Source organism: Novosphingobium resinovorum, assembly GCF_036352595.1.
Taxonomy (GTDB): Bacteria; Pseudomonadota; Alphaproteobacteria; order Sphingomonadales; family Sphingomonadaceae; genus Novosphingobium; species Novosphingobium resinovorum_B.
Window position 1 is genome coordinate 1 of record NZ_JAZFAX010000054.1, and the last position, 19,106, is coordinate 19,106.

At 65.7% G+C, this 19,106-nt stretch carries 18 protein-coding genes and 2 pseudogenes; 12 read left to right on the top strand and 8 right to left on the bottom strand.

Features of this window, described 5'->3' with window-relative positions; translation table 11 throughout:
• Positions 1-467 (bottom strand): annotated as a pseudogene (locus V2S85_RS25065) (VOC family protein); the annotation flags it as partial.
• Between the two features lie 213 nt (positions 468-680).
• On the opposite strand from V2S85_RS25065, the gene V2S85_RS25070 reads away from it, so the two are divergent.
• Both V2S85_RS25070 and V2S85_RS25075 read left to right on the top strand, forming a co-directional pair.
• Positions 681-1,931 carry an MFS transporter gene (locus V2S85_RS25070; RefSeq protein WP_330705520.1) on the top strand — a complete coding sequence of 417 codons (1,251 nt, stop codon included), beginning with the start codon at positions 681-683 and terminating at the stop codon, positions 1,929-1,931.
• Positions 1,932-2,114: 183 nt separating this feature from the next.
• Positions 2,115-3,044, top strand: a complete 930-nt coding sequence (locus tag V2S85_RS25075; protein WP_330705521.1) for a LysR family transcriptional regulator — start codon at positions 2,115-2,117, stop codon at positions 3,042-3,044.
• 821 nt (positions 3,045-3,865) lie between these two features.
• Here the strand turns inward: V2S85_RS25075 and V2S85_RS25080 are convergent.
• On the bottom strand, positions 3,866-5,527 hold the full coding sequence (locus V2S85_RS25080) for a methylmalonyl-CoA mutase family protein (RefSeq protein WP_330705522.1): 1,662 nt from the start codon (positions 5,525-5,527) through the stop codon (positions 3,866-3,868).
• Between the two features lie 202 nt (positions 5,528-5,729).
• Between V2S85_RS25080 and V2S85_RS25085 the strand changes: the two genes are divergently transcribed.
• Both V2S85_RS25085 and V2S85_RS25090 read left to right on the top strand, forming a co-directional pair.
• On the top strand, positions 5,730-7,136 hold the full coding sequence (locus V2S85_RS25085; RefSeq protein WP_330705523.1) for an aromatic ring-hydroxylating dioxygenase subunit alpha: 1,407 nt from the start codon (positions 5,730-5,732) through the stop codon (positions 7,134-7,136).
• Between the two features lie 70 nt (positions 7,137-7,206).
• Positions 7,207-7,914 (top strand): TetR/AcrR family transcriptional regulator, encoded by a 708-nt coding sequence (locus V2S85_RS25090; RefSeq protein ID WP_285021474.1) that lies wholly within the window; start codon positions 7,207-7,209, stop codon positions 7,912-7,914.
• A 129-nt stretch (positions 7,915-8,043) separates the two neighbouring features.
• Here V2S85_RS25090 and V2S85_RS25095 read toward each other — a convergent pair whose 3' ends face one another.
• Positions 8,044-8,310 (bottom strand): cytochrome C oxidase subunit IV family protein, encoded by a 267-nt coding sequence (locus V2S85_RS25095; RefSeq protein ID WP_285021475.1) that lies wholly within the window; start codon positions 8,308-8,310, stop codon positions 8,044-8,046.
• A 5-nt stretch (positions 8,311-8,315) separates the two neighbouring features.
• Positions 8,316-8,834, bottom strand: coding sequence for a cytochrome c oxidase subunit 3 (locus V2S85_RS25100; protein WP_330705524.1), 519 nt, complete (start codon positions 8,832-8,834; stop codon positions 8,316-8,318).
• A 301-nt stretch (positions 8,835-9,135) separates the two neighbouring features.
• Here V2S85_RS25100 and V2S85_RS25105 point away from each other — a divergent pair, with 301 nt between their 5' ends.
• The 3 genes from V2S85_RS25105 to V2S85_RS25115 all read left to right on the top strand — a co-directional run bounded on the left by V2S85_RS25105 (position 9,136) and on the right by V2S85_RS25115 (position 12,672).
• Positions 9,136-10,035: an SDR family NAD(P)-dependent oxidoreductase gene (locus V2S85_RS25105; RefSeq protein ID WP_330705525.1), complete on the top strand. Its 900-nt coding sequence runs from the start codon at positions 9,136-9,138 to the stop codon at positions 10,033-10,035.
• Between the two features lie 16 nt (positions 10,036-10,051).
• Positions 10,052-10,282, top strand: coding sequence for a lipoyl domain-containing protein (locus tag V2S85_RS25110; protein WP_285021478.1), 231 nt, complete (start codon positions 10,052-10,054; stop codon positions 10,280-10,282).
• A gap of 104 nt (positions 10,283-10,386) precedes the next feature.
• The gene (locus V2S85_RS25115) at positions 10,387-12,672 is read left to right on the top strand and encodes an acyl-CoA dehydrogenase family protein (protein WP_330705526.1); all 2,286 of its coding nucleotides are present in this window, start codon (positions 10,387-10,389) and stop codon (positions 12,670-12,672) included.
• Positions 12,673-13,055: 383 nt separating this feature from the next.
• On the opposite strand, the gene V2S85_RS25120 is transcribed toward V2S85_RS25115, so the two are convergent.
• Positions 13,056-13,868, bottom strand: coding sequence for a hypothetical protein (locus V2S85_RS25120; RefSeq protein ID WP_330705527.1), 813 nt, complete (start codon positions 13,866-13,868; stop codon positions 13,056-13,058).
• Positions 13,869-13,971: 103 nt separating this feature from the next.
• On the opposite strand from V2S85_RS25120, the gene V2S85_RS25125 reads away from it, so the two are divergent.
• Positions 13,972-14,550 (top strand): TetR/AcrR family transcriptional regulator, encoded by a 579-nt coding sequence (locus tag V2S85_RS25125; RefSeq protein ID WP_330705528.1) that lies wholly within the window; start codon positions 13,972-13,974, stop codon positions 14,548-14,550.
• A 3-nt stretch (positions 14,551-14,553) separates the two neighbouring features.
• Here V2S85_RS25125 and V2S85_RS25130 read toward each other — a convergent pair whose 3' ends face one another.
• Positions 14,554-15,201: a PaaI family thioesterase gene (locus tag V2S85_RS25130; RefSeq protein WP_330705529.1), complete on the bottom strand. Its 648-nt coding sequence runs from the start codon at positions 15,199-15,201 to the stop codon at positions 14,554-14,556.
• A complete protein-coding gene (locus V2S85_RS25135; protein ID WP_330705530.1) occupies positions 15,198-16,049 on the bottom strand; it encodes a MaoC family dehydratase in 852 nt (283 codons plus the stop codon). The genes V2S85_RS25130 and V2S85_RS25135 overlap by 4 nt, the downstream gene beginning before the upstream one ends.
• A gap of 106 nt (positions 16,050-16,155) precedes the next feature.
• On the opposite strand from V2S85_RS25135, the gene V2S85_RS25140 reads away from it, so the two are divergent.
• Positions 16,156-16,956 carry an enoyl-CoA hydratase/isomerase family protein gene (locus tag V2S85_RS25140; RefSeq protein ID WP_330705531.1) on the top strand — a complete coding sequence of 267 codons (801 nt, stop codon included), beginning with the start codon at positions 16,156-16,158 and terminating at the stop codon, positions 16,954-16,956.
• 99 nt (positions 16,957-17,055) lie between these two features.
• Here the strand turns inward: V2S85_RS25140 and V2S85_RS25145 are convergent, their stop codons facing one another.
• On the bottom strand, positions 17,056-17,646 hold the full coding sequence (locus V2S85_RS25145) for a MarR family transcriptional regulator (protein WP_330705532.1): 591 nt from the start codon (positions 17,644-17,646) through the stop codon (positions 17,056-17,058).
• Between the two features lie 211 nt (positions 17,647-17,857).
• On the opposite strand from V2S85_RS25145, the pseudogene V2S85_RS27315 reads away from it, so the two are divergent.
• The 3 genes and pseudogenes from V2S85_RS27315 to V2S85_RS25155 form a co-directional block, all read left to right on the top strand.
• Positions 17,858-18,358 (top strand): annotated as a pseudogene (locus V2S85_RS27315) (enoyl-CoA hydratase/isomerase family protein); the annotation flags it as partial.
• A gap of 121 nt (positions 18,359-18,479) precedes the next feature.
• Complete coding sequence (locus tag V2S85_RS25150) at positions 18,480-18,866, top strand: hypothetical protein (RefSeq protein WP_330705533.1); 387 nt, start codon at positions 18,480-18,482, stop codon at positions 18,864-18,866.
• On the top strand, positions 18,866-18,985 hold the full coding sequence (locus tag V2S85_RS25155; RefSeq protein WP_330705534.1) for an SDR family NAD(P)-dependent oxidoreductase: 120 nt from the start codon (positions 18,866-18,868) through the stop codon (positions 18,983-18,985). Before V2S85_RS25150 ends, V2S85_RS25155 begins: the two co-directional genes overlap by 1 nt.
• The last annotated feature ends 121 nt before the right edge of the window (positions 18,986-19,106 follow it).

Here is a 19,106-nt window from a genome sequence, read left to right on the forward strand (position 1 = left end):
ATGTGGTTGATCGTCTTGGGCCGTGCGCGGGTGCGCCACTTGCGATGCTGGTTGAGGCGCTGGATGAAGTCGGGCGCGTTGACCGGATCGGGGCGGCACAGCACCGGCCGCTTGTTCCACACGCGCAAAGCCATCGGGTTGCCGTCGGGATCGACGAAGTGCGCGGTGCCGTTGGCATCGCGGCGCACCTCGCGGTCCACCTCGAGGCGGCGCACCAGGATTTCGAGGTTCTCGGCGGTGTCCACGCCCAGGAACGTCTCGCGCACGCCCGAGCCGGGGAAGTAGGCGGGGGGGAGTTCAGGATCGTCGATTGGCCGCATGATGAGGCGCGATCCGCTGGGAAAGCCCCAGACGCTGCCGTCCTCGGGCCCGTCCAGCCGCGTCAGTCCGTAATCGTCCCAGAAGCGGTTGCACAGGGCCATGTCCTCGACCCCGTAGACCACGCTTTCAATTCCCAAGATCGCCATCCAGCGTCCCTCTTCCTCAGATTATGTCCGTGATCGCCCGGACTCTATCGCCTCAGATGACCAAGGTGGACAGCATGCGCAAGAAATAATTACTCAATGCGCTAATTTGTCAGATATGCAGCCCATGTACTAGCTCGCGCGGCGGCCTTGTGGCAGGCGTGGGGGCAAGAAAGGCCCGGCTGCGTTCGAGGCGGGTGTTGGGAAAGGTATCCGATGAAGAGCGAGTTTAATCGCGCGTCCATTTCGGCGGCGCTCGGTGTGTGGATCGGCTTCATCGTCGGACCCAATGCGATGATCGCGGCGACGAACAGCAACTTCCTCAACGTCCTTCCCGACGCGCTGCATACCAGCCGGACCCAGATCTCGTTCGTGCTGGCCATGGCGCTGTGGCTGAACGCGGCGATGGTGCCTTTCGCGGGCAAGGCCATGGACCGCTTCGGCGTGCGACAGGTCATCCTGCCCGGCATCCTGATCTTCGCGCTCGCCTTCTTCCTGCTGAGCCGGATGGGCGTGCTCTGGCACTTCGTGGCGCTGCAGGTGCTGCTGACGACCGGCGCGACGCTGACCAGTTCCGTCGGCTACGCCAAGGTCATCGCGATGTGGTTCGACCGGCATCGCGGCTTCGTGCTGGGCTTGTGCGTGGCGCTGGGGGCCGGGGCGGCGCAGACGATCATGCCCAAGGTCTCGTCCTGGCTCATCACCGACCATGGCTGGCGAGGCGGTTACATGGGGCTGTCGGCCATCGTGCTGTGCCTCGGCTTCCCGCTCGTCTACCTGCTCGTCAGAGCCCCCCGCGCCCATGCCTCCAGCGTCGCCAGCCTCGATGCCGAGGGCAACCCGGAGGGCATGGAATCCGCGCCCGAACTGCTGGGCGTGACGCGCGGTCAGGCCTTGCGCCAGCCGGTCTTCTACCTCGTGTTCTTCGCCATCATGTGCGGTTCGATGGCGCTGCTGGGCACGATGCAGCACGTCGTCCCGATGCTGCTGGAACGCGGCCTGGCGCTGGGCACGGCGACGACGATCATGAGCTGCGCCTTCGCCGGCGTCGTCGCGGGCGAGTTCTCCTCGGGCTTCCTGGTCGACCGTTTCAACACCCCGCGCGTGATCCTGCCCTACTTCGTCTGCGCGGCGATCGGCGTGATGACCGTGCACACGCAGAACGACATGTTCCTGCTGGTCCCCGGAGCCTTCCTGATGGGGCTGGGGCTGGGCGGCGAAGTCGGCCAGAACGCCTACCTCGTCTCGCGCTACTTCGGGCTCAAGGCGTTCGGTGCGATCTATGGCATGACTTTCGCGGCATCGGCGGTGGGCAACGGAACGGGGCTGATCCTGCTCGGCGTGATCCGCGACCAGACCGGCAGCTACGAGATGGGCCGCTATCTGGTGGGCGCCGCGATCACGGTTTCGATCCTGTGCATCGCCAGCCTCAAGCCCTTCGTCTACGCCAGCCGCCGCGCGCACTGAACGGCACCTAACGGCACCTAGACGACACCTGGACGTAACCCAGCGCGCCGCAGCGGTAATTCGAACGCTCCAGACAGAGTCGGATGCATGCCCGCCGCGCCATTTTAAATATTGTGCCATGCGCGAATTTATCGCATGACCCGCGAACGGGCAGGATAGTCCGATGTCGGGAGAAACGGAGCCATGGATTTCGAACGGTGGAAGCTGTTCCTGCTCGTCAACGAGATGGGCAGCCTGTCGAAGGCGGCGGTGGTGCTCAACCGGCCGCAGCCGATCATCAGTCGCCACATCAACGCGCTGGAAGTGCAGTGCGGCTGCAACCTGTTCTACCGCACCGGGCGCGGCGTCGCGCTGACCGAGGTGGGCGAGGCGATGCTGCCGCGCGTCCAGGCGATGATCTCCGAGGCCGAGCAGATCATGCTCGACATCAAGGGGCAGGCGGGCGTGCCGGTCGGCCGGGTGAGCGTGGGCATGCTGCCCTCGCTGCGGATCTCGGCCGAGTTCGTGGCGCAGGCCCGCGCGCTCTATCCCGGTGTCGAACTGCACCTGACCGAGGCGAGCGGCGGGCAACTGGCCGAGCAGGTCGCCACCGGCCGCATCGACCTTGCCTTCGTGCTGCGCGAGCCGGGCACCGTGGCCAATACCGAGGAGGCGCTGGTGCGCCTGCCGATGTGCCTGGCGGGGCCCGCCGACGATCCCGTCTCGGCCAGCGACCGGGTGCCGTTCTCGGCGCTCGCGGACCTGCCGCTCATCATGGCCAAGCCGCCCAATGCATTGCGCATGCTGGTCGAGGTGACCGCGCGCAAGCTGGAGGTGCCGCTGACCTTCTCCACCCAGGTCGATCCGCTGACCACGCAAAAGGCGCTGGTCTGCGCGGGCATGGGCTGGACCGTCACCAGCCGCATGGCGGTGCGCGAGGAAGTCATGGCGGGCCGGATGAACGCGGCCAACATCGCCGACCCCGACATGGAACTGCTGCTGGTGCTGGTCCGCTCGAACCAGCGCCCGGCGACCTTGGCGATCCGCAAGATCGCGCGTCTGCTATGCGACATCGCGCGGCGCTTGCCCGAGGTTCACCGGGGGGATCCGGCGCCTGCCTACCTGCCGATCTGAGGCTGCGGGTTTGGGTGAAGAAGGAACGTGGTTTCACGCAAAGGCGCGGAGGTGTCACCGGGCGCCGCAGGCTATCCGTCTGCTTCAACCTTGCGCAGCACGAAGCATCGGATGAAGAGAGGGCGTGGCCGCGAACGAACCCTCTTTGCGCCTTCGCGCCTTTGCGTGATTCCTGTCTATTCTGTACGATCACGGTAAATGGTTCGCCAGATCGGCAGCGTCCCATCACAAATCATACATTACGAAATCGCTGGTGGTTTCCTGAAAATGGCCATGTCGGCTTGTTGCGTTCACAGCCAGAACCGGAAATTCCGTTCACGCCCCGTTGCGGACCTTGCTCATGACCGTCATCCCGGCGCATGCCGGGACCGTGGGCTGTCTTTAGGCAGGCCCTCGCGTCAGGGCGCCCCGGCGCAAGCTATCGCCTCAAGACTCGCCCACGGTCCCGGCATGCGCCGGGATGACGGATGACCGCTCCCACCCAAAGTCCGCCGTCACCCTGAACTTGTTTCAGGGTCCATCAAGCCGATAGCTCAGGTTCTTGATCCGCAAACCGAGATGGCGGTTTGCGAGATGACCTCCGGCACCAACTGCCTGATGGATCCTGAAACAAGTTCAGGATGACGCGAGGCGAGGGGCAATGGCAACTTACCACCCAAATCAGACCTCCCACCCCCGCTCAGGCTGAGCTTGTCGAAGCCCCTGGCGGCGTGGCGCGATAAGCGGATGGGCCGAGGTTGCGGGCGGGCTTCGACAAGCTCAGCCTGAGCGGGGTTGGGTTAAAACGCGGCAAGCAGGCAACGTCCGCTCCGCCTCTTCCCTCAACTCAGCGCGAACGGGCACTCCAGCGTCCGGTAGGCATCATAGGCCTGGCCCATGCCCATGCGCACCACGCCCCAGGTCTCGCCGATCGAGGCGGAGGCGAGGAAGGCGTCGATCATGCCCGGCTGCATGTTCCGCCCGGCGCGCACGTCGTCGTAGAGGCGCTGCAAGGTGGCCTGCACCGCCGCCTGATCGCGGTCGCGCTTCATCGCCTTGAAGCGGGCGATATGGTCTTGCGTATTCGCCGGGTTGAAGGCGAAGCGCGGCGGGGTCTTGCTGTCGGCCGACTGGAAGCAGTTCTTGCCCACCTGCAGCCGCTCGCCCGCTTCCAGTTCCTCCTCGAAGCGCAGGTTCGCCGCGTCCATCCAGCCTTCGATGAAGCCGTTCTCCACCGCGTTGAGCAGGCCCATGTCCTCGACTTGCGCGAGCAGGGCCCTGGCGTCGGCCTCGATCCGGTCGGTCAGGGCTTCGACGTAGTAGCTGCCGCCCAGCGGATCGGCGACGCGCGCCGCGCCGACTTCGTGCGCGAGGATCTGCTGGGTGCGCGTGGCGATCTTGCGCGCTTCCTCGGTCGGGATGCAGATCGGCTCGTCGTAGGTGCAGGCTTCCAGGCTCTGCACGCCGCCGCACAGCGCCGCGAAGCTCTGCAGCGCGGCGCGGGTGATGTTGTTGATCGGCTGCTGGAAGACGAGGCTCTTGCCCGAGGTGTGACACGCCATGCGCAGCCGCATCGAGCGGGCGTCCTTCGCGCCGAAGCGCTCGTGCATCGTCGTCGCCCACATGCGGCGCAGGGCACGGAACTTGGCGACTTCCTCGAAGAAATCGATGTCGGAGGTGGAGACCCAGGCGATGCTGGGCGCCACCTGATCGACGTGAAGGCCGCGCGCGATCAGGTCTTCCATGGTCTTGTTGACGATCGCCATGCCGAAGGCGATCTCCGCCGCCGGGGTCGCGCCGCGTTCGCGCAGGTCGTAGGCCTGCGGCATGCCCAGTGCCCAGCGCGGGCTGTTGAGCACGCAGAACTCCACGCAGTCCACCGTGGCGCGGTGGGCAAGGTCGGTCGGCACCACATGCGTGCCCCAGCCGGAAAGCGTCTGCTGCAGGTGGTCGGGCATGTGCGAGCCCTGTATCTGGTCGAGCGGAATGCCGCGCCGCTTCGCCATCGCGGCGGTCAGCGTATAGGCGAACAAGGTGGCGTGCCAGGCGACATCGGTGCGGGTCACGTCGATGTCGGCCATCAACCGCTCCATGTCGGCGAGCGAAGGGACCGAGCAGCCTTCCAGCCCGACTTCCATGCCGAACGCCGGATGGTCGGGGTCGATGCCCTGCTGGGTCGGCACGTCGAACACGATGTTGATGCCCGTGGAGCCGCCCGCTAGCGACTGGTGGATGCCCGCCAGCGTATCCTCGGGCGATCCGTAGCCGACGATGTTGCGCAAGGTCCACATGCGGCTGCGGTACATCTGCGGGTAGCTGCCGCGCGTGAAGGGATACTGCCCCGGATCGGCCTGCTTCGCGCGGTAATCCGCATCGCCGCCGCCGGCCGGGCCGTAGAAGGCGGGCGTCTCGATCCCGCTCCACGTCGCCGTGCGTGACAGCTTGACCTCCTGCGGGTCGAGCGGGGCGGGCGCGGTGGTCCGGGGATCGGTCGGGGCGTTCATCGCGAATCTCTCCACATTGCGGTCTTGCCGTACCCTTGCACGAAACAGGCGAAGGTCGTGCGCCCGCAAGCGCACATTCCCGCCGTTCCCTGATTTGTACGTGCCTACTAGAAAGGTTGACGTACCCGATCGTGAGGGTCTATTCAATCAGTAAGCAGGCGAACCATATAGCCGATATGAACGACCCTTTGGAGAGGCAAGAATGAACTTCCAGAGCACCCCCAGATATTCCCATGAAACCGGCTTCGTGCGCTACCCCGATGCGGCGCCGGGCGATCCGGGCGCCAAGGCCCCGTTCATCGACCACGGCGGCAGCGTGCTGAGCGCCGAGCGCTATTACTCGGGCGAGGAAGCCGAGCGGGAATGGGAGCACATGTGGACCCGCACCTGGCAGTTCGCGGGGCTGACGCACGATCTTGCCGAAGTGGGCGACTACTTCATGATCGACATCGGCCGCGAGTCGGTGATCGTCGTGCGAGACGGGCCGGGCGACGAAGGCGTGAACGCCTACTTCAACGTCTGCCCGCACCGCGGCAACCGCATCGTCAGCCAGCGCTTCGGCAGCCTTGGCGAGAAGGGCTGCTTCGAGTGCGACTTCCACGGCTGGAAGTTCGACCGCACCGGCAAGAACGTCGAGATCAAGGACGAGATGCTGTTCCGGCCCGAGACGATCGCGCACCGCCCCGGCCTCAAGCGGATGCGCTGCGGGGTGTGGAACACGCTGGTATTCATCAGCATGGCGGACGAGGGGATCAGCCTGCGCGATCACCTCAACGTCATGATCGAGCACATGGAGGTCTTCCCGCTCGACAAGTTCCGCGTGATCGGTGACTTCGAGACGACCTGGGACGCCAACTGGAAGACCGCGCTCGACGCCTTCATTGAGTTCTACCATGCGGATGAGGTCCACCCCGAGGTCATCCCGTTCTCGGCCACGCACGAGACGCAGTACGATCTCTACGACCATGGCCTCAGCCGCATGATCGTGCCTTACGGCTTCGTTTCCGGGCGGCACGAGGACCAGGACACGGTCAATCCGTTCCTGCAGATGTACGTCCAGTTCTTCGGCGGCAATCCCGACGACTACACCGACATCAAGGGCTACGAATACTGGAAGGCGCTGGCCGACACCAAGCGCAAATGGGCGGCGCGCCACGGCTACACCGACTTCTTCGACCAGCTCGATGACCGGCGGGTGACGGACGACTGGAACTACTTCGTGTTCCCCAACATCACCATCAACTACTTCGCCGAAGCGCTGCTGATCCAGATCTTCCGCCCGCATCCCACCGACCCGGAAAAGAGCTTCTACCGCGCGATCTCGCTGAACCTGCCGGTGCCCGGCACGCAGGAATGTGTGGTGGACATCGCCTCGATCGGGCCGGAGGCCACCTCCACCCCCGGCTGGGACGGCTCCGAGCGGCCCGACGTGCGCGAACCGCAGACGCTGGAGGAATTCGGCGCGGTGCTGGCGCAGGACGCGCTGCGCGTGCCGCTGGTGCAGAAGGGTATCCGCAGCAAGGCCTTCGGCGGCATCCTGCTGGGCGATTCCGAGATCCGCATCCGGCACTACCATGCCGAGATCGACAAATATCTCGGTCGCCGGTAACTTGGGCGGCCAATCAGGACCAAGGGGCGCGGGGGCGCAGGCTTCCGTCCCGCTGAAGAAGGTACGAAGAATGGCGTCCACGAACGGTCAGCGCAAGTTGGCTGCTGACCGCGAAGCGGGCGTCAGGCCCTCGACGCGCAACCTGATCCTGACGGCGAGCCGCGACCTGTTCAACCTCGAAGGGTTCGACGGCACCTCGATCGCCATGATCTGCGAGCGCATCGACATCATGTCGGGCAATCTCACGTACTACTTCCCCAAGAAGCGCGATATCGTCATCGCGCTCAAGGACAGTTTCGACCGTGAGATCAGCCAGATGCAGGGCCAGTTTCTGGCCGAACTGCTCAGCGGCACCCGCATGCCTTCGGCCACGGAGACGCACCGGCTGCTGCGCTCGATGCTCAACCTGATCTGGGACTACCGGTTCTTCTTCACCTCGATGATGGCGCTGCACCGGCTCGATCCGGAGATCGTCGATGCCTTTCGCCGGGTGGAGCAGCAGGCGCGCATGGGGCTGGCGCAGCTGGTCCAGCGCGGCGTCAACGAGCAGGTGGTGCGGCCCTTGCGCTATCCCAACTCGCCCTCCGCGCTGGCGGACAACATCTGGTATCTGATGTGGGGCTGCATGTTCTTCCAGAAAGCGCGCGACAAGGATCTGGAACCGGCGCGCGCGGGCGTCATCAACACCTGCCTGCTGCAACTGGGCGCGCTGTTCGAGCCGCTGGTGGATGCCGAATTCCTCGCCGAATACTGCCGCGAGGTTTCGGCGGGGAGTTAGGGTAAGCTGGGCCAGACATTCCACTCTCGTCATTGCGAGCGTAGCGAAGCAATCCAGAGCCGCGTAAACCGCCCTGGATTGCTTCGCTACGCTCGCAATGACGAGAGTGGAATGTCTGGCCGGTCGCCATCACGCCACGGCAAACATCGCCAGCAGCACCGCCCCCACCACCACCACCCACAGGTTGTAGGCGATCCGCAGCGGCAGCACGGCGCTTTCCAGTTCCATGAAGCGCATGCCGATCAGCCACGCCTTAGCCATCGCGATGAGGATCACCGCCGATCCGGCGACCGCGGGAGAGAGCCGCTCGGGATCGATCCACGCGACGTAGGAGAGCAGCGTGGCGACCACCAGGATCAGCCAGGTGGCGACGGGGCTATGGAGTTTCGCGGTCATGGCTCTCACCGATGCAGGTAGAAGATGGCGAACAGGATCACCCACAGCACGTCGACCATGTGCCAGAAGATGGCGCAGCATTCGACGAGCCGCAGGTTCTCGGGCGAGATGTCGGGATCGATCGCCCGGCGCATGAAGAACAGCGCGAGCAGCCCCAGCAGCACATGACCCAGATGCATGCCGGTCAGCACGAAGTAGAGCATGAAGAACATGTTGGTGTCGGGCAGCAGGCCCTCGCCGCCTTTCTGCGCATATTCGAGCAGCTTGAAGCCCACGAACATCGCGCCCAGCGCCATTGCCAGCGTGATCCAGCCGCGTCCGCCACGCCGTTCGCGCGCGGCGTTCAGGCCCAGCACCACGCACAGCGAACTGGTCAGCAGCGCGAAAGTGTTGGTGAGCCCGAGCGCCTGATTGAGACTGGCCTGCGAGGCATGGAAGACCTCCGGCCCGTCCATGCGGTAGTAGGCCACGGTGCCGAACAGCAGCGCGAAGACGAACATGTCGCCCATGACCAGAATCCACACGCCCGGTTCTCCGGGGATGTGTGGCGCAGGCGTGTTGGTAACCGGCTGGTGCGGTTGCACTTCGGGGCGTCCTCCATTGTCGATCGCTTGTGCGATTCCGTATATATCGTAATCGAGCATACCGAATTGACGATCGCAAGATATTTATGGTTTTTGCGATAATCCCGAACAATTCCACGGATTGTGGCTGCTGGTGTTGCAATCCCATTTCAAGAAAACAGTTTGCAGGCGTACTAGAATCATGCAAGGAGAAGGCAAGGCATGAGCCGCGGCGCGCCGCAGGGCGCCGGGAGGAGGGATAATGAGTCTGCTGGAAGGAAAAGTCGCGATCGTCACCGGCGCAGGGCGCGGTTTGGGGCGCGCACACGCGCTCAAGCTGGCCGAGCACGGCGCGAAAGTGGTCGTCAACGATCTCGGATCGAGCGCTGCGGGCGAAGGCGCCGACCAGACCCCGGCGCAGGAAGTCGTCTCCGCGATCGAGGCGATGGGTGGGCAGGCGGTCGTCAACACGTCCGACGTGTCCAGCTGGGACGATGCCAAGGCGATGATCGACCAGGCGGTGGGCACGTTCGGAAGGCTCGACATTCTCGTCAACAACGCAGGAATCCTGCGCGACCGCATGCTGGTCAACATGAGCGAGTCCGATTGGGATTCGGTGGTCAAGGTCCATCTCAAGGGCACTTTCGCCCCGCTGCACCACGCCGCCGACCACTGGCGCGCGCTGTCCAAGGCGGGCGAGGCGGTCGATGCGCGGATCGTCAACACCACGTCGCATTCGGCGCTGTTCGCCAACATGGGGCAGGCCAACTATGCCGCCGCCAAGGGCGGTATCGCCACGCTGACGCAGCTTGCCGCGCGCGAGTTGCAGCGCTTCGGCGTCACCGTCAACGCGATCGCCCCGCGCGCCGAGACGCGCATGACCGCGGGCCTGCGCGAACTGACCGAGGAACAGAAGCAGCGCCGCGACCCCGAATGGATCGCCGCGCTCGTCACCTGGTTGTGCAGCCCGGAGGCGAAGGCGGTTTCCGGCCGCGTGTTCGAGGCCTGGGGCTTCGGCTACTCGGTGATCGAGAGCTGGCAGCACGGGCCGCAGATGGAGGCGAGCAAGGACCCGACCACCATCGGCGCGGGCGTGCTGGAAATCGCCGCGCGCGCCAAGGCCAATGCCGGGATCGACCGCGAAACCTGGCTCAACCCCTGACCGGAAGGTATCATCCATGGCGACTGAGATCGTGCTGCCCAAGCTGGGCTTTTCGATGAACGAGGGCGTCCTGTCCGAATGGCTGGTGGCGGACGGCGGGCAGGTGACTGCCGGCAGCGCACTGTTTGCTTTGGAAAGCGACAAGTCGACGCAGGAAGTCGAGGCGGAAGTCTCTGGCACGCTGCGCATCATCGCGCAGCCGGGCGAGACGTATCCCGTTGGCACGGTGCTCGGCGAGATTTCCTGAAGAGAAGGCACGTCGCGGCTGGGCGAACCTTACCGGCCGCGCTTATGCTGGCGCAAGACAATGACCGGGCCGGACCGCATGGCGCCCGGCCCGGAGAGTTTGTCATGAGTTTCGCAAGGACCGATACGCAGCGCATGCTGGCCGACATGGCGGGCCGCCTGCTGGCGCAGCGCAACGAATTCGAGGCGCGCCGCCACCGGCTTGCCGCCGCCGTGCCCGAGCGCATGGCCCTGTGGTCCGATCTGGCCGAGCAGGGCATCCTCGGCGCCGCCTTCCCGGAGGAACTGGGCGGCTTCGGCGGCACCATGCGCGATCTCGCCACGGTGATGGAAGCGGCCGGAAGGCACCTGCTGGTCGAGCCGCTGGCCTCCAGCGCCGTCGCGGGCTGGCTGCTGGCGCAGGCGGGCGAGCCGGTCGAACCGCTGATCGGCGGTGAGCGGGTCGTGGTCCTCGCCCATGACGAAGGGCTGGACAGCTTCGCGCAGCGCCGGGTTACGGCGCAGGCCGATGGCGCACACTGGCACCTCAGCGGCACCAAGCGCGCGGTGCGCCACGCCGATCTGGCGGATGCGTGGATCGTCACCGCCGAAATCGACGGCGCGCTCGCGTGCCTGCTGGTGGAGGCCGATGCGCCGTCCACGCGCCGCGAGCCGACGCGCCTGATCGACGGTTCCTCGGCCGCGACGCTCCATTTCGAGCGGACCCCGGCGCGGCGCCTCGCCATTGATGCGGCGACCATCGAGCGGGCGCTGGCGCGCCACGCCTGCGCGCTGGCGGCGGAGAGCGTCGCCATCCTCGGTGCGCTGTGCGAACGCACCGCCGGTTACCTCAAGACCCGCAAGCAGTTCGGCGTGCCGCTCGCCAGTTTCCAGGCGCTGCAGCACCGGTTGGCCGAGATGATGATCGCCACCGAAAGCGCCCGCGCCCTGATTGAGCGGGCCATCGCCGCGCTCGATGCCACGGGAGATACGGGCGATACGGGCGGTGCCGGCGCGCTTGCCAGCGCGGCGAAGGCGCTGGCGGACGACGCCGGGCGGCTGGTCGGGCACGAGGCGGTGCAGATGCACGGCGGCATGGGCGTGTCCGACGAACTCGACGTCAGCCACTATATGCGCCGCCTCGCCGCGATCCGGGCGACGCAAGGTTCGGCCGCGGTGCACCGCGCCCGTTTCGCAGGCGCGGCCGATCTCGATCCGGCGGCGGAGGACGACGGCGAACTCGCCGTGTTCCGCGCCGAAGTGGCCGCCTTTGTGCGCGACAAGTTGCCCGAGGACATCCGCCTCAAGGGCGAGAAGGGCCTCGAATTCGGCAAGGACGATTTCGTGCGCTGGCAGAAGCTGCTGCGCGCCGAGGGCTGGTTCGCCGGAGCCTGGCCGGAAGATGCGGGCGGGCAGGGCTGGGATCTTAACCGCCAGCTCGCCTTCGTGCAGGAAGCCGGGCGCAGCGGCGCGCCGCTCATCATCCCTTACGGCGTCAACATGGTCGGCCCGGTGATCCAGACTTTCGGCAACGAGACACAGAAGGCCCGTCACCTGCCCGGCATCCTGTCGAGCGACGTGTGGTGGTGCCAGGGTTATTCCGAACCGAACGCCGGGTCCGACCTTGCCTCGCTCAAGACCACGGCGGTGCGCGAGGGCGACCACTACGTCATCAACGGCACGAAGATGTGGACCACCGAAGCGCACTGGGCCGACTGGATGCACTGCCTCGTGCGCACCGACCGCGAGGTGAAGCCGCAGGCGGGCATCTCGTTCCTGCTGATCGACATGACCACGCCCGGCATCGAGGTGCGCCCAATCGTCACCATCGACGGGCAGCACCACACCAACCAGGTCTTCTTCGACGATGTGCGGGTGCCGGTGGAGAACCTTGTCGGCCATGAAGGGCAGGGCTGGACGATCGCCAAGTTCCTCCTCGCCAACGAGCGCGTCGCGATCGCCGATACCGGGCCGAAGCTGAAGCTGCTTGGCGTGATCAAGGCGATGTTCGCGCAATTGCGCGGGGCCGAGGGGGATACGGCGCAAGTCGCGCTGATCGCCGACCGGCTGGCCGATGCCGAAATCCAGCTGACGGCGCTTTGCGCGCTGGAGCGGGACTATGTGCGCGGCTGGCAGCAGGGCGGCAGCCGCGACGGGCCGGAAGCCTCGATCCTCAAGGTGCGCGGCACCGAGATCCTGCAACTGCTCTCCGAACTGGCGCTCGCCATCGAGGGGCCACTGGGCACGGTGCACGATCCGGCCGACCTCCACCTTGCGCCGGGCGCCGAACTTTCGGCCGCGCAGCAGGCGAGCGCGATGGCGCACCATTACCTCTACGGCCGGTGCTGGTCGATCTTCGGCGGCACCAACGAGATCCAGCGCGGCCTCATCGCGCGCGCCATGCTGGCTTAGGCGGCGTGCGTGATGCTCCTCGTCCGATTTTCCGCTTTCAGAGAGTTCATGCCTTTACCTGCATGACGAGGATGGGGTGGGGGAGCGGACATTGCGCCGCCCGCCTTTGTCATCCTGAACTTGTTTCAGGATCCATCGGGCGGTTATTGCCGGAGCTAAGGGCCGCAAGCCGCCCTCGATGGGCCTGCTCGTGAACAGGGTTATCGGCATGATGGACCCTGAAACAAGTTCAGGGTGACGGTAGACTGTGGGGTAGGGCGGACATTGCCTCCGCGTGCCACGTTTGAGCACAAGCTTGTTGAAGGCACCGAAAAAGGGGCGGAAAGAACCAGCCGGTTCCTCCGCCCCTTGAGGTTTGCGGCCCGAGGGCCGCGCTGGGAGACTTACTCCGCCGGCACCATACTTGCCGTCGATGCCGTCCGGCTTGCCGACCGCGCCACCGGCACGCCCGCTACCTTCAGCGCCGCCCAGATCGTCACGATCGAACCCAGCGCCGCTGTCGCCGCCGCAAGATAGAGCACCGGCTGCGACACTGCCGGAACGGCATGGCGCGCCGAGAGGTACAGGTATCCGCTGCCGAAAGAGTTGGCGGCAAAGGCCCAGGGCACCGGGAACAGCAGCAGCAGGTTCTGCCAGCCCTGCAGATGCGGCTTGAGCTTGTAGATGATGATCGCCCCCAGCGTCGGCGGCACGCCGTTCACGATGGCGACGAAGATCGGGTAGTTGAGAATGTAGAAAGGCTGGTTGCTCTGGTAGTTATACAGCCCCACCACGTTGATGTAGAACTGCTCGGCCAATCCCGCCAGCAGCACTTCCACCGCGAACATCGCCATCATCGCCTTGATGCTCGACCCGCTTTCCAGCCGGTGCCAGTACCACATCGTGTTGGCGCCGTAATAGGCGATGTAGATCACCGGCAGCCACAGCGGCACATGGATGCCGTACGTGGTGAAAGCCTTTAGCTGCCCCTGCTCGAAGAACCACAGGCCGTAGAGATGGTCGTAGAGCGGCTCCTGCAGGCAGGTGATGAGGCCGCCCACGACCACGATCATCGGCCACCAGATGCCGTGCTTCATGCAATAGCGCACCACCAGCGACACCGAAACGAATGCGACGACGGCGGTGAACGCCAGCGCATACATCTCGTTCGGCTGGGGAACGAGCTGGTCGATCGCCAGACTTTGTACCGGAGCCATGACAGGTCCTCTCCTGTTGTGTTGATATGGTTCGCATTAGTACCATATTCATCGTAAGTCAACAGTGGTTTACATGTGGCATTGTCTGGGCTAGGCCATGGGCATGGCCCTTGCTTCTTCCCGTTCGCGCAATGCTTCCGCCACGCGGGACGATATCCTCGCCGCCGCGCGCCGCCGTTTCGCGGCCGAAAGCTACGAGGCCGTCGGCATGCGCGATGTCGCGGGCGAGGCGGGGGTGAACGTGGCGCTGGTCAGCCGCTACTTCGGATCGAAGGAGGAGTTGTTCCGCAAGGTGCTGCTGGAACGGCGCGACGAGCCGTGGTTCGGCGGCGCCACCAGCCGCGCCGAACTGGCGGCATGGCTGGGCGACCTCGCCTTCGCCGGGCAGGAAGATGAACAGCGCGCCGATCTGGAGCGGCTCTACATCATCCTGCGCTCGGCCTCCTCGCCCGCCACGGCGCGGATCATCGGCGAGGCTTTCGTGGAGGACGTCTTCGCCCCGCTCGCCGCGCAACTGGGGGACGACAGCCCGCAGATCCGCGCCGGTCTGGCGCTGATCCTGGTGATCGGCGCGACGGTTCTGAACGGCATCCTCAGCGTCGAGACGATCGGCGAGGACTTGCGCGAGCAAGGCCGCCGCCGCCTGAACGCAATGATCGCACAGGCGCTGGCGGTGGAGTAGCCGTCAGTCGGGAACGGCGAACGGCGCCTCGCGCAGCGCGATGAAGGTCGCGCTGGCCTCGGCGCAGAGGGTATCGCCATCGTGGAGCGTGCCGCTGACGAAGGCCTTGCGCCCCTCGATCCGGTCCAGCCAGGTGCGATAGCGCAAGGGGCGATTGAGGTACGCAGGCGCACGGTAGCGGATCGTCAACTCGCCCGTCATGCGGATCGTGCCGCGCTGGACGACGCCGAGCAGTTCGTCGAACGTGGCGGCGATGAAGCCGCCGTGGAGCAGCCCCGGCCCGCCTTCGTGCGCCGCGCCGTAGACCGCGACGGCTTCCGCCTCCGTCTCGCCCAGTATCAGGTCGAGCGGCGGGGCAAGGGCATGGTTGGGCGTGGTGAAAGGGCCGAGTTCGCTGAGCTTGCCTAGCCCCATCAGCGGCCCGTCGAGCAGGCGGCTGCCGCGTTCCGAGGATTGCGAGGCGAGCAATGCGCGCGCCTTCTCGATCAGTTCGGCGGCGCGGTCGAGCGTGGCGTCGTCGGCGCTGGTGGCGGCCATCGCATGTATCAGCGCACGCAGCTTGCCAGCCAGCGCGACGCGGCGGCCGATGCCGAGGCGCTGCGCCCGCGCGTCTGCGGGTGCGTCTCCGAGCAGGCCGGACGGCGCCATCATCGCACTTTCAGCGAGCAGCGGTCGAGTACCACTTCCTCGCGCTCCTGCGCCACGGCGCGGAAGCGGATGACGCCCGGTTCCTCGAAGAAATCGACGCGGATCGTCTCGCCCGGCATCACCGGTTTGGAAAAGCGCGTGAACAGCGCGGCGAGGCGCGTCGGGTCGTGGTCGCAATACGTTGCGATCGCGGCGCGGCAGGCAATGCCGTTGGTGCACAGGCCATGCAGGATCGGCATCGCGAAGCCCGCCTTCGCGGCGATGGCGGGGTCGGCGTGGAGCGGGTTCCAGTCGCCCGACAGGCGGTAGATCAGCGCCTGTCGGGGCAGGGTGGGGATCGCGATCGAGCGATCCGGCGCGCGGTCCGGCAGCGGAGTGGCGGGTGCGGGCGGCTCGCCGAAGCCGCCTTCGCCGCCGTTGCCGCGCAGGAACAGGCTGGAGCGTACCGTGGCGATGTGCGTGCCGGTGGCGACGTCGAACAGTTCCTTGTCCTGGTGCAGCAGCGCGCCGCGCCCCTCGCCCTTGTCCTCGACGGCGCGCACCCGGTATTCGCCGCGTAGCGCCCCGGTCGGCGGCAGGGGGGTGTGCATGCGCAGTTCCTGCTCGGCATGGAGGATCTTCACCCAGTCGATGCCGAATTCTGGGCGCTGCGCCCAGAAGCCGGGATGGCACAGCAGGTTGACGTAGGACGGCACGATCCTGAGGTCGCCCTCATAGACGAACGGCAGTTCGGCGGTGTCGAGCGGATCGGCGCCGTAGCCCAGCCCCAGCGCATAGAGTATCGTTTCGCGCTTGCCATAGTCCTGCACGATGGGCTCGATGCGCATCGTGCGGATCCTGTCGATATCCATGTATGCTCCCCCGGATGGATGAACCCGTAGATTCGGGCTTGTTGATAAGCAAGCGTATCAATATGAGGCGGGATAGGAAAGCCCGGACAAGGAAGAGGTGACGAGGATGCTGGATCAGGGCAGCTATCAGGCGCTGGAATTCGAACGCGACGGCCGTGTGCTGACGATTCGCATCAACCTGCCGGAAAAGGCTAACGCGGTGACACACCGGCTCCATCTGGAAATGGCTCGGGTGTTCGACGAGGCGGCGGATGACCCGGACAGCGACGTAATCGTGCTGACCGGCACCGGGCCGGTGTTTTGTGCCGGTGGTGACATGAACTGGTTAGCTGACGAACTTAAAGACGGGCTGGCGCCTTTCGTGGTGGAGGCGCGCACGATGAAGCGCATCGTCTCCTCGCTGCTCGATTGCCCCAAGCCGGTGATCGCCAAGATCAACGGCGATGCCATGGGCTTCGGCGCGACGATCGCGCTGCTGTGCGACGTGGTCTTCGCGGCCGAGGGTGCGCGGTTCGCCGATCCGCACGTCAAGGTGGGGCTGGTCGCGGGCGACGGCGGCGCGCTGATCTGGCCCGCGTTGATCGGTTACGGCAAGGCCCGGCACTACCTGCTGACGGGCGAGGCGGTGGAGGCGAGCGAAGCCGAGCGGCTGGGCCTGATCGCCTTCGCGGTCCCCGGCGCCGAACTGGACGCGGCGGTCGCGGCCTATACCACCCGCATGGCGCGCGGCGCGCAGACGGCGATCCGCTACACCAAGATGGCCGCGAACATCGGGTTGCGCGACAAGCTGACCTCGATTCTTGAGGCCAGCATCGCCTTCGAGGGCCTGTCGCGCCACACCGACGATTATCGCGAGGGCGTGACGGCCTTCGTGGAGAAGCGGCGACCGAACTTCACGGGGCGGTAGTCCTCTTCGTCATTGCGAGCGTAGCGAAGCAATCCAGGGCGGCTCAAGACTGCCCTGGATTGCTTCGCTACGCTCGCAATGACGGATGGTTGTGGGGGGCTAGAGATCGTCCTCCGACGCCTTGAGGAAGTTGATGTTCTCTTCGGCCTTGCCATTGAGGACGTGCTCGTAGTGGATGTCCTTCAGGTTCATCTTGACCTTGAACAGCACCTTTTCGGCGATCTTGGATTCCTCGGCGGTGAGGCCCTTCATCACGCGCTTGTTCGCCTTGCTGGCGACGGTGATCATCAGCCCGATCGTCTCGTAGCCCTTTTCCGTGATGAAGACGCGGCGGGCGCGGGCGTCGTTCTCGTCCGGGCGGCGTTCGATGTGGCCACTGTTTTCCAGACGTTCGAGCAGGCCGCCGGTGGTGACCTTGCCGATTTCCAGCAGCCGGGCGAGGTCGACCTGCATCATGCCCGAATTGCCGCTGCGCGACAGCGCGCTGAGCAGCGACCACTGCGAACGGGTGATGCCGTAGGGCTTCATGATATCGTCCATGACGATCCTGCGCAGGCGCGAGACGTCGTGGATCAGGTAGCCGAACGTGAACTGCTTGGCGGAAGGACGGCGCGGCGGGGCGCCCGCTTCGGTGACGGGAGCTTCGACAATAGCCTCGGCGACGGCGGTATCACTTTTCTTGCTGGGCATGGCCTTCCAATCACAAACGGTTCGGGCGTCCTGCTTCCGATGCCGATGACCGGAAGCGTGCGCAAGCTTACAAAAGCCTGACCTGTGTTCATGCCCGATGATGACGCATCTGTCACGAACCTTCAGGGCCATCTAGTACCATTGACAGGCATGGTGATGCAAAGATAGTACGTAGGCAAACCAAAAGTGACGCCGGGACAGGAGGGGTGCCATGACGGATATTCTGGGAGTGCAGGCCGTCCGTTCCTGCACCGGTTTCACCGTCCGGCTGGAGGCGGGGGTGCTGTACCTCACGTTCAACCGGCCGGACATCGGCAACGCCATCGCCAGCGGGGCGATTCCCGAGCTTGGCGCGATATTTACTGCGGCGGCGGAGGCGTCGGACGTGCGCGTCCTGCTGATGCGCGCGGAAGGCGCGGCGTTCTGCGTCGGCGGCGACGTGAAGGGCTTCGCGCAGACGATCGACCAGAGCGCCGAAGACCGCTACGCCGACTATCACGCGCGCATGGACCGGGCGCGCATTCAAATGGAAGCCTATATCGCCCTGCCGATGCCGATCGTGGTGGCGTGTCAGGGCGCGGTGGCCGGGGCGGCGGTGGCCTATGTCTGCGGCGCTGACATAGCGCTGGCGGAACCGGGCGCGCGCTTCGTGTTCCCGCATCAGAAACTGGGGCTGCCGCCGGACGGCGGGCTCTCGTACCTGCTGCCGCGCGCGGTGGGGGTACCTGCGCCAGCCTATCCTGTTCTACGCCGACCGCCTCGGCATCCCGGTCGATCGGATCGAGCGCACCGCGCGTCTTGCCGAAACGCCCGTCGCGCTGTCCGAACCGGTGATGGCGGTGGAGGCGGACACCGTCGGCCTCGTCTCCTATGCGTGGACGGGATATTCGGGCGGCAAGCCGTTCTACACCACCGAAGTCTACTGGTATCTGGGCGAATCGATGCGGCCCGAGGAGTGTCCGGTCAACGACTTCTGGCTGATCGAGATCGAGGGCCGCCCCTCGCTGCGCATCACCGTGGCGGGGCAGGCGTCCTATCAGGACAATGTCTACGTCAAGCCTGAGGAGCCGACGCCGCCGGGCTATATCATGACGGTGGTGGCGATGCTGCAGGCGGTGCCCGGCGTGATCGCTGCGGCGCCCGGACTGCTTCAGCCCGCACTGCCGCAGTTTCACTGGAAGCCCGACATGCGCGATGCTGCACCGGTGGAGGGGCGTTGATGCGCAGCATTCTCGTCACCGGCGCTGGCAGCGGCATCGGGCAGGCGCTGGTCGAGCGCTGCCTGAGTCAGGGCGACCGGGTGATCGCCGCCGTGCGCTCCGACGCTGATCTGGCGTAATTGCTCACGGGGTCAGCAATTGGGCTCTGATCAGGCGACCACGAACCTGCCGTCGACGAGTTCGCGGATAGCTACGAGGGCCGATTTGCCGCTGAGACGGGCGGTTCCGGTGACGGAGCGA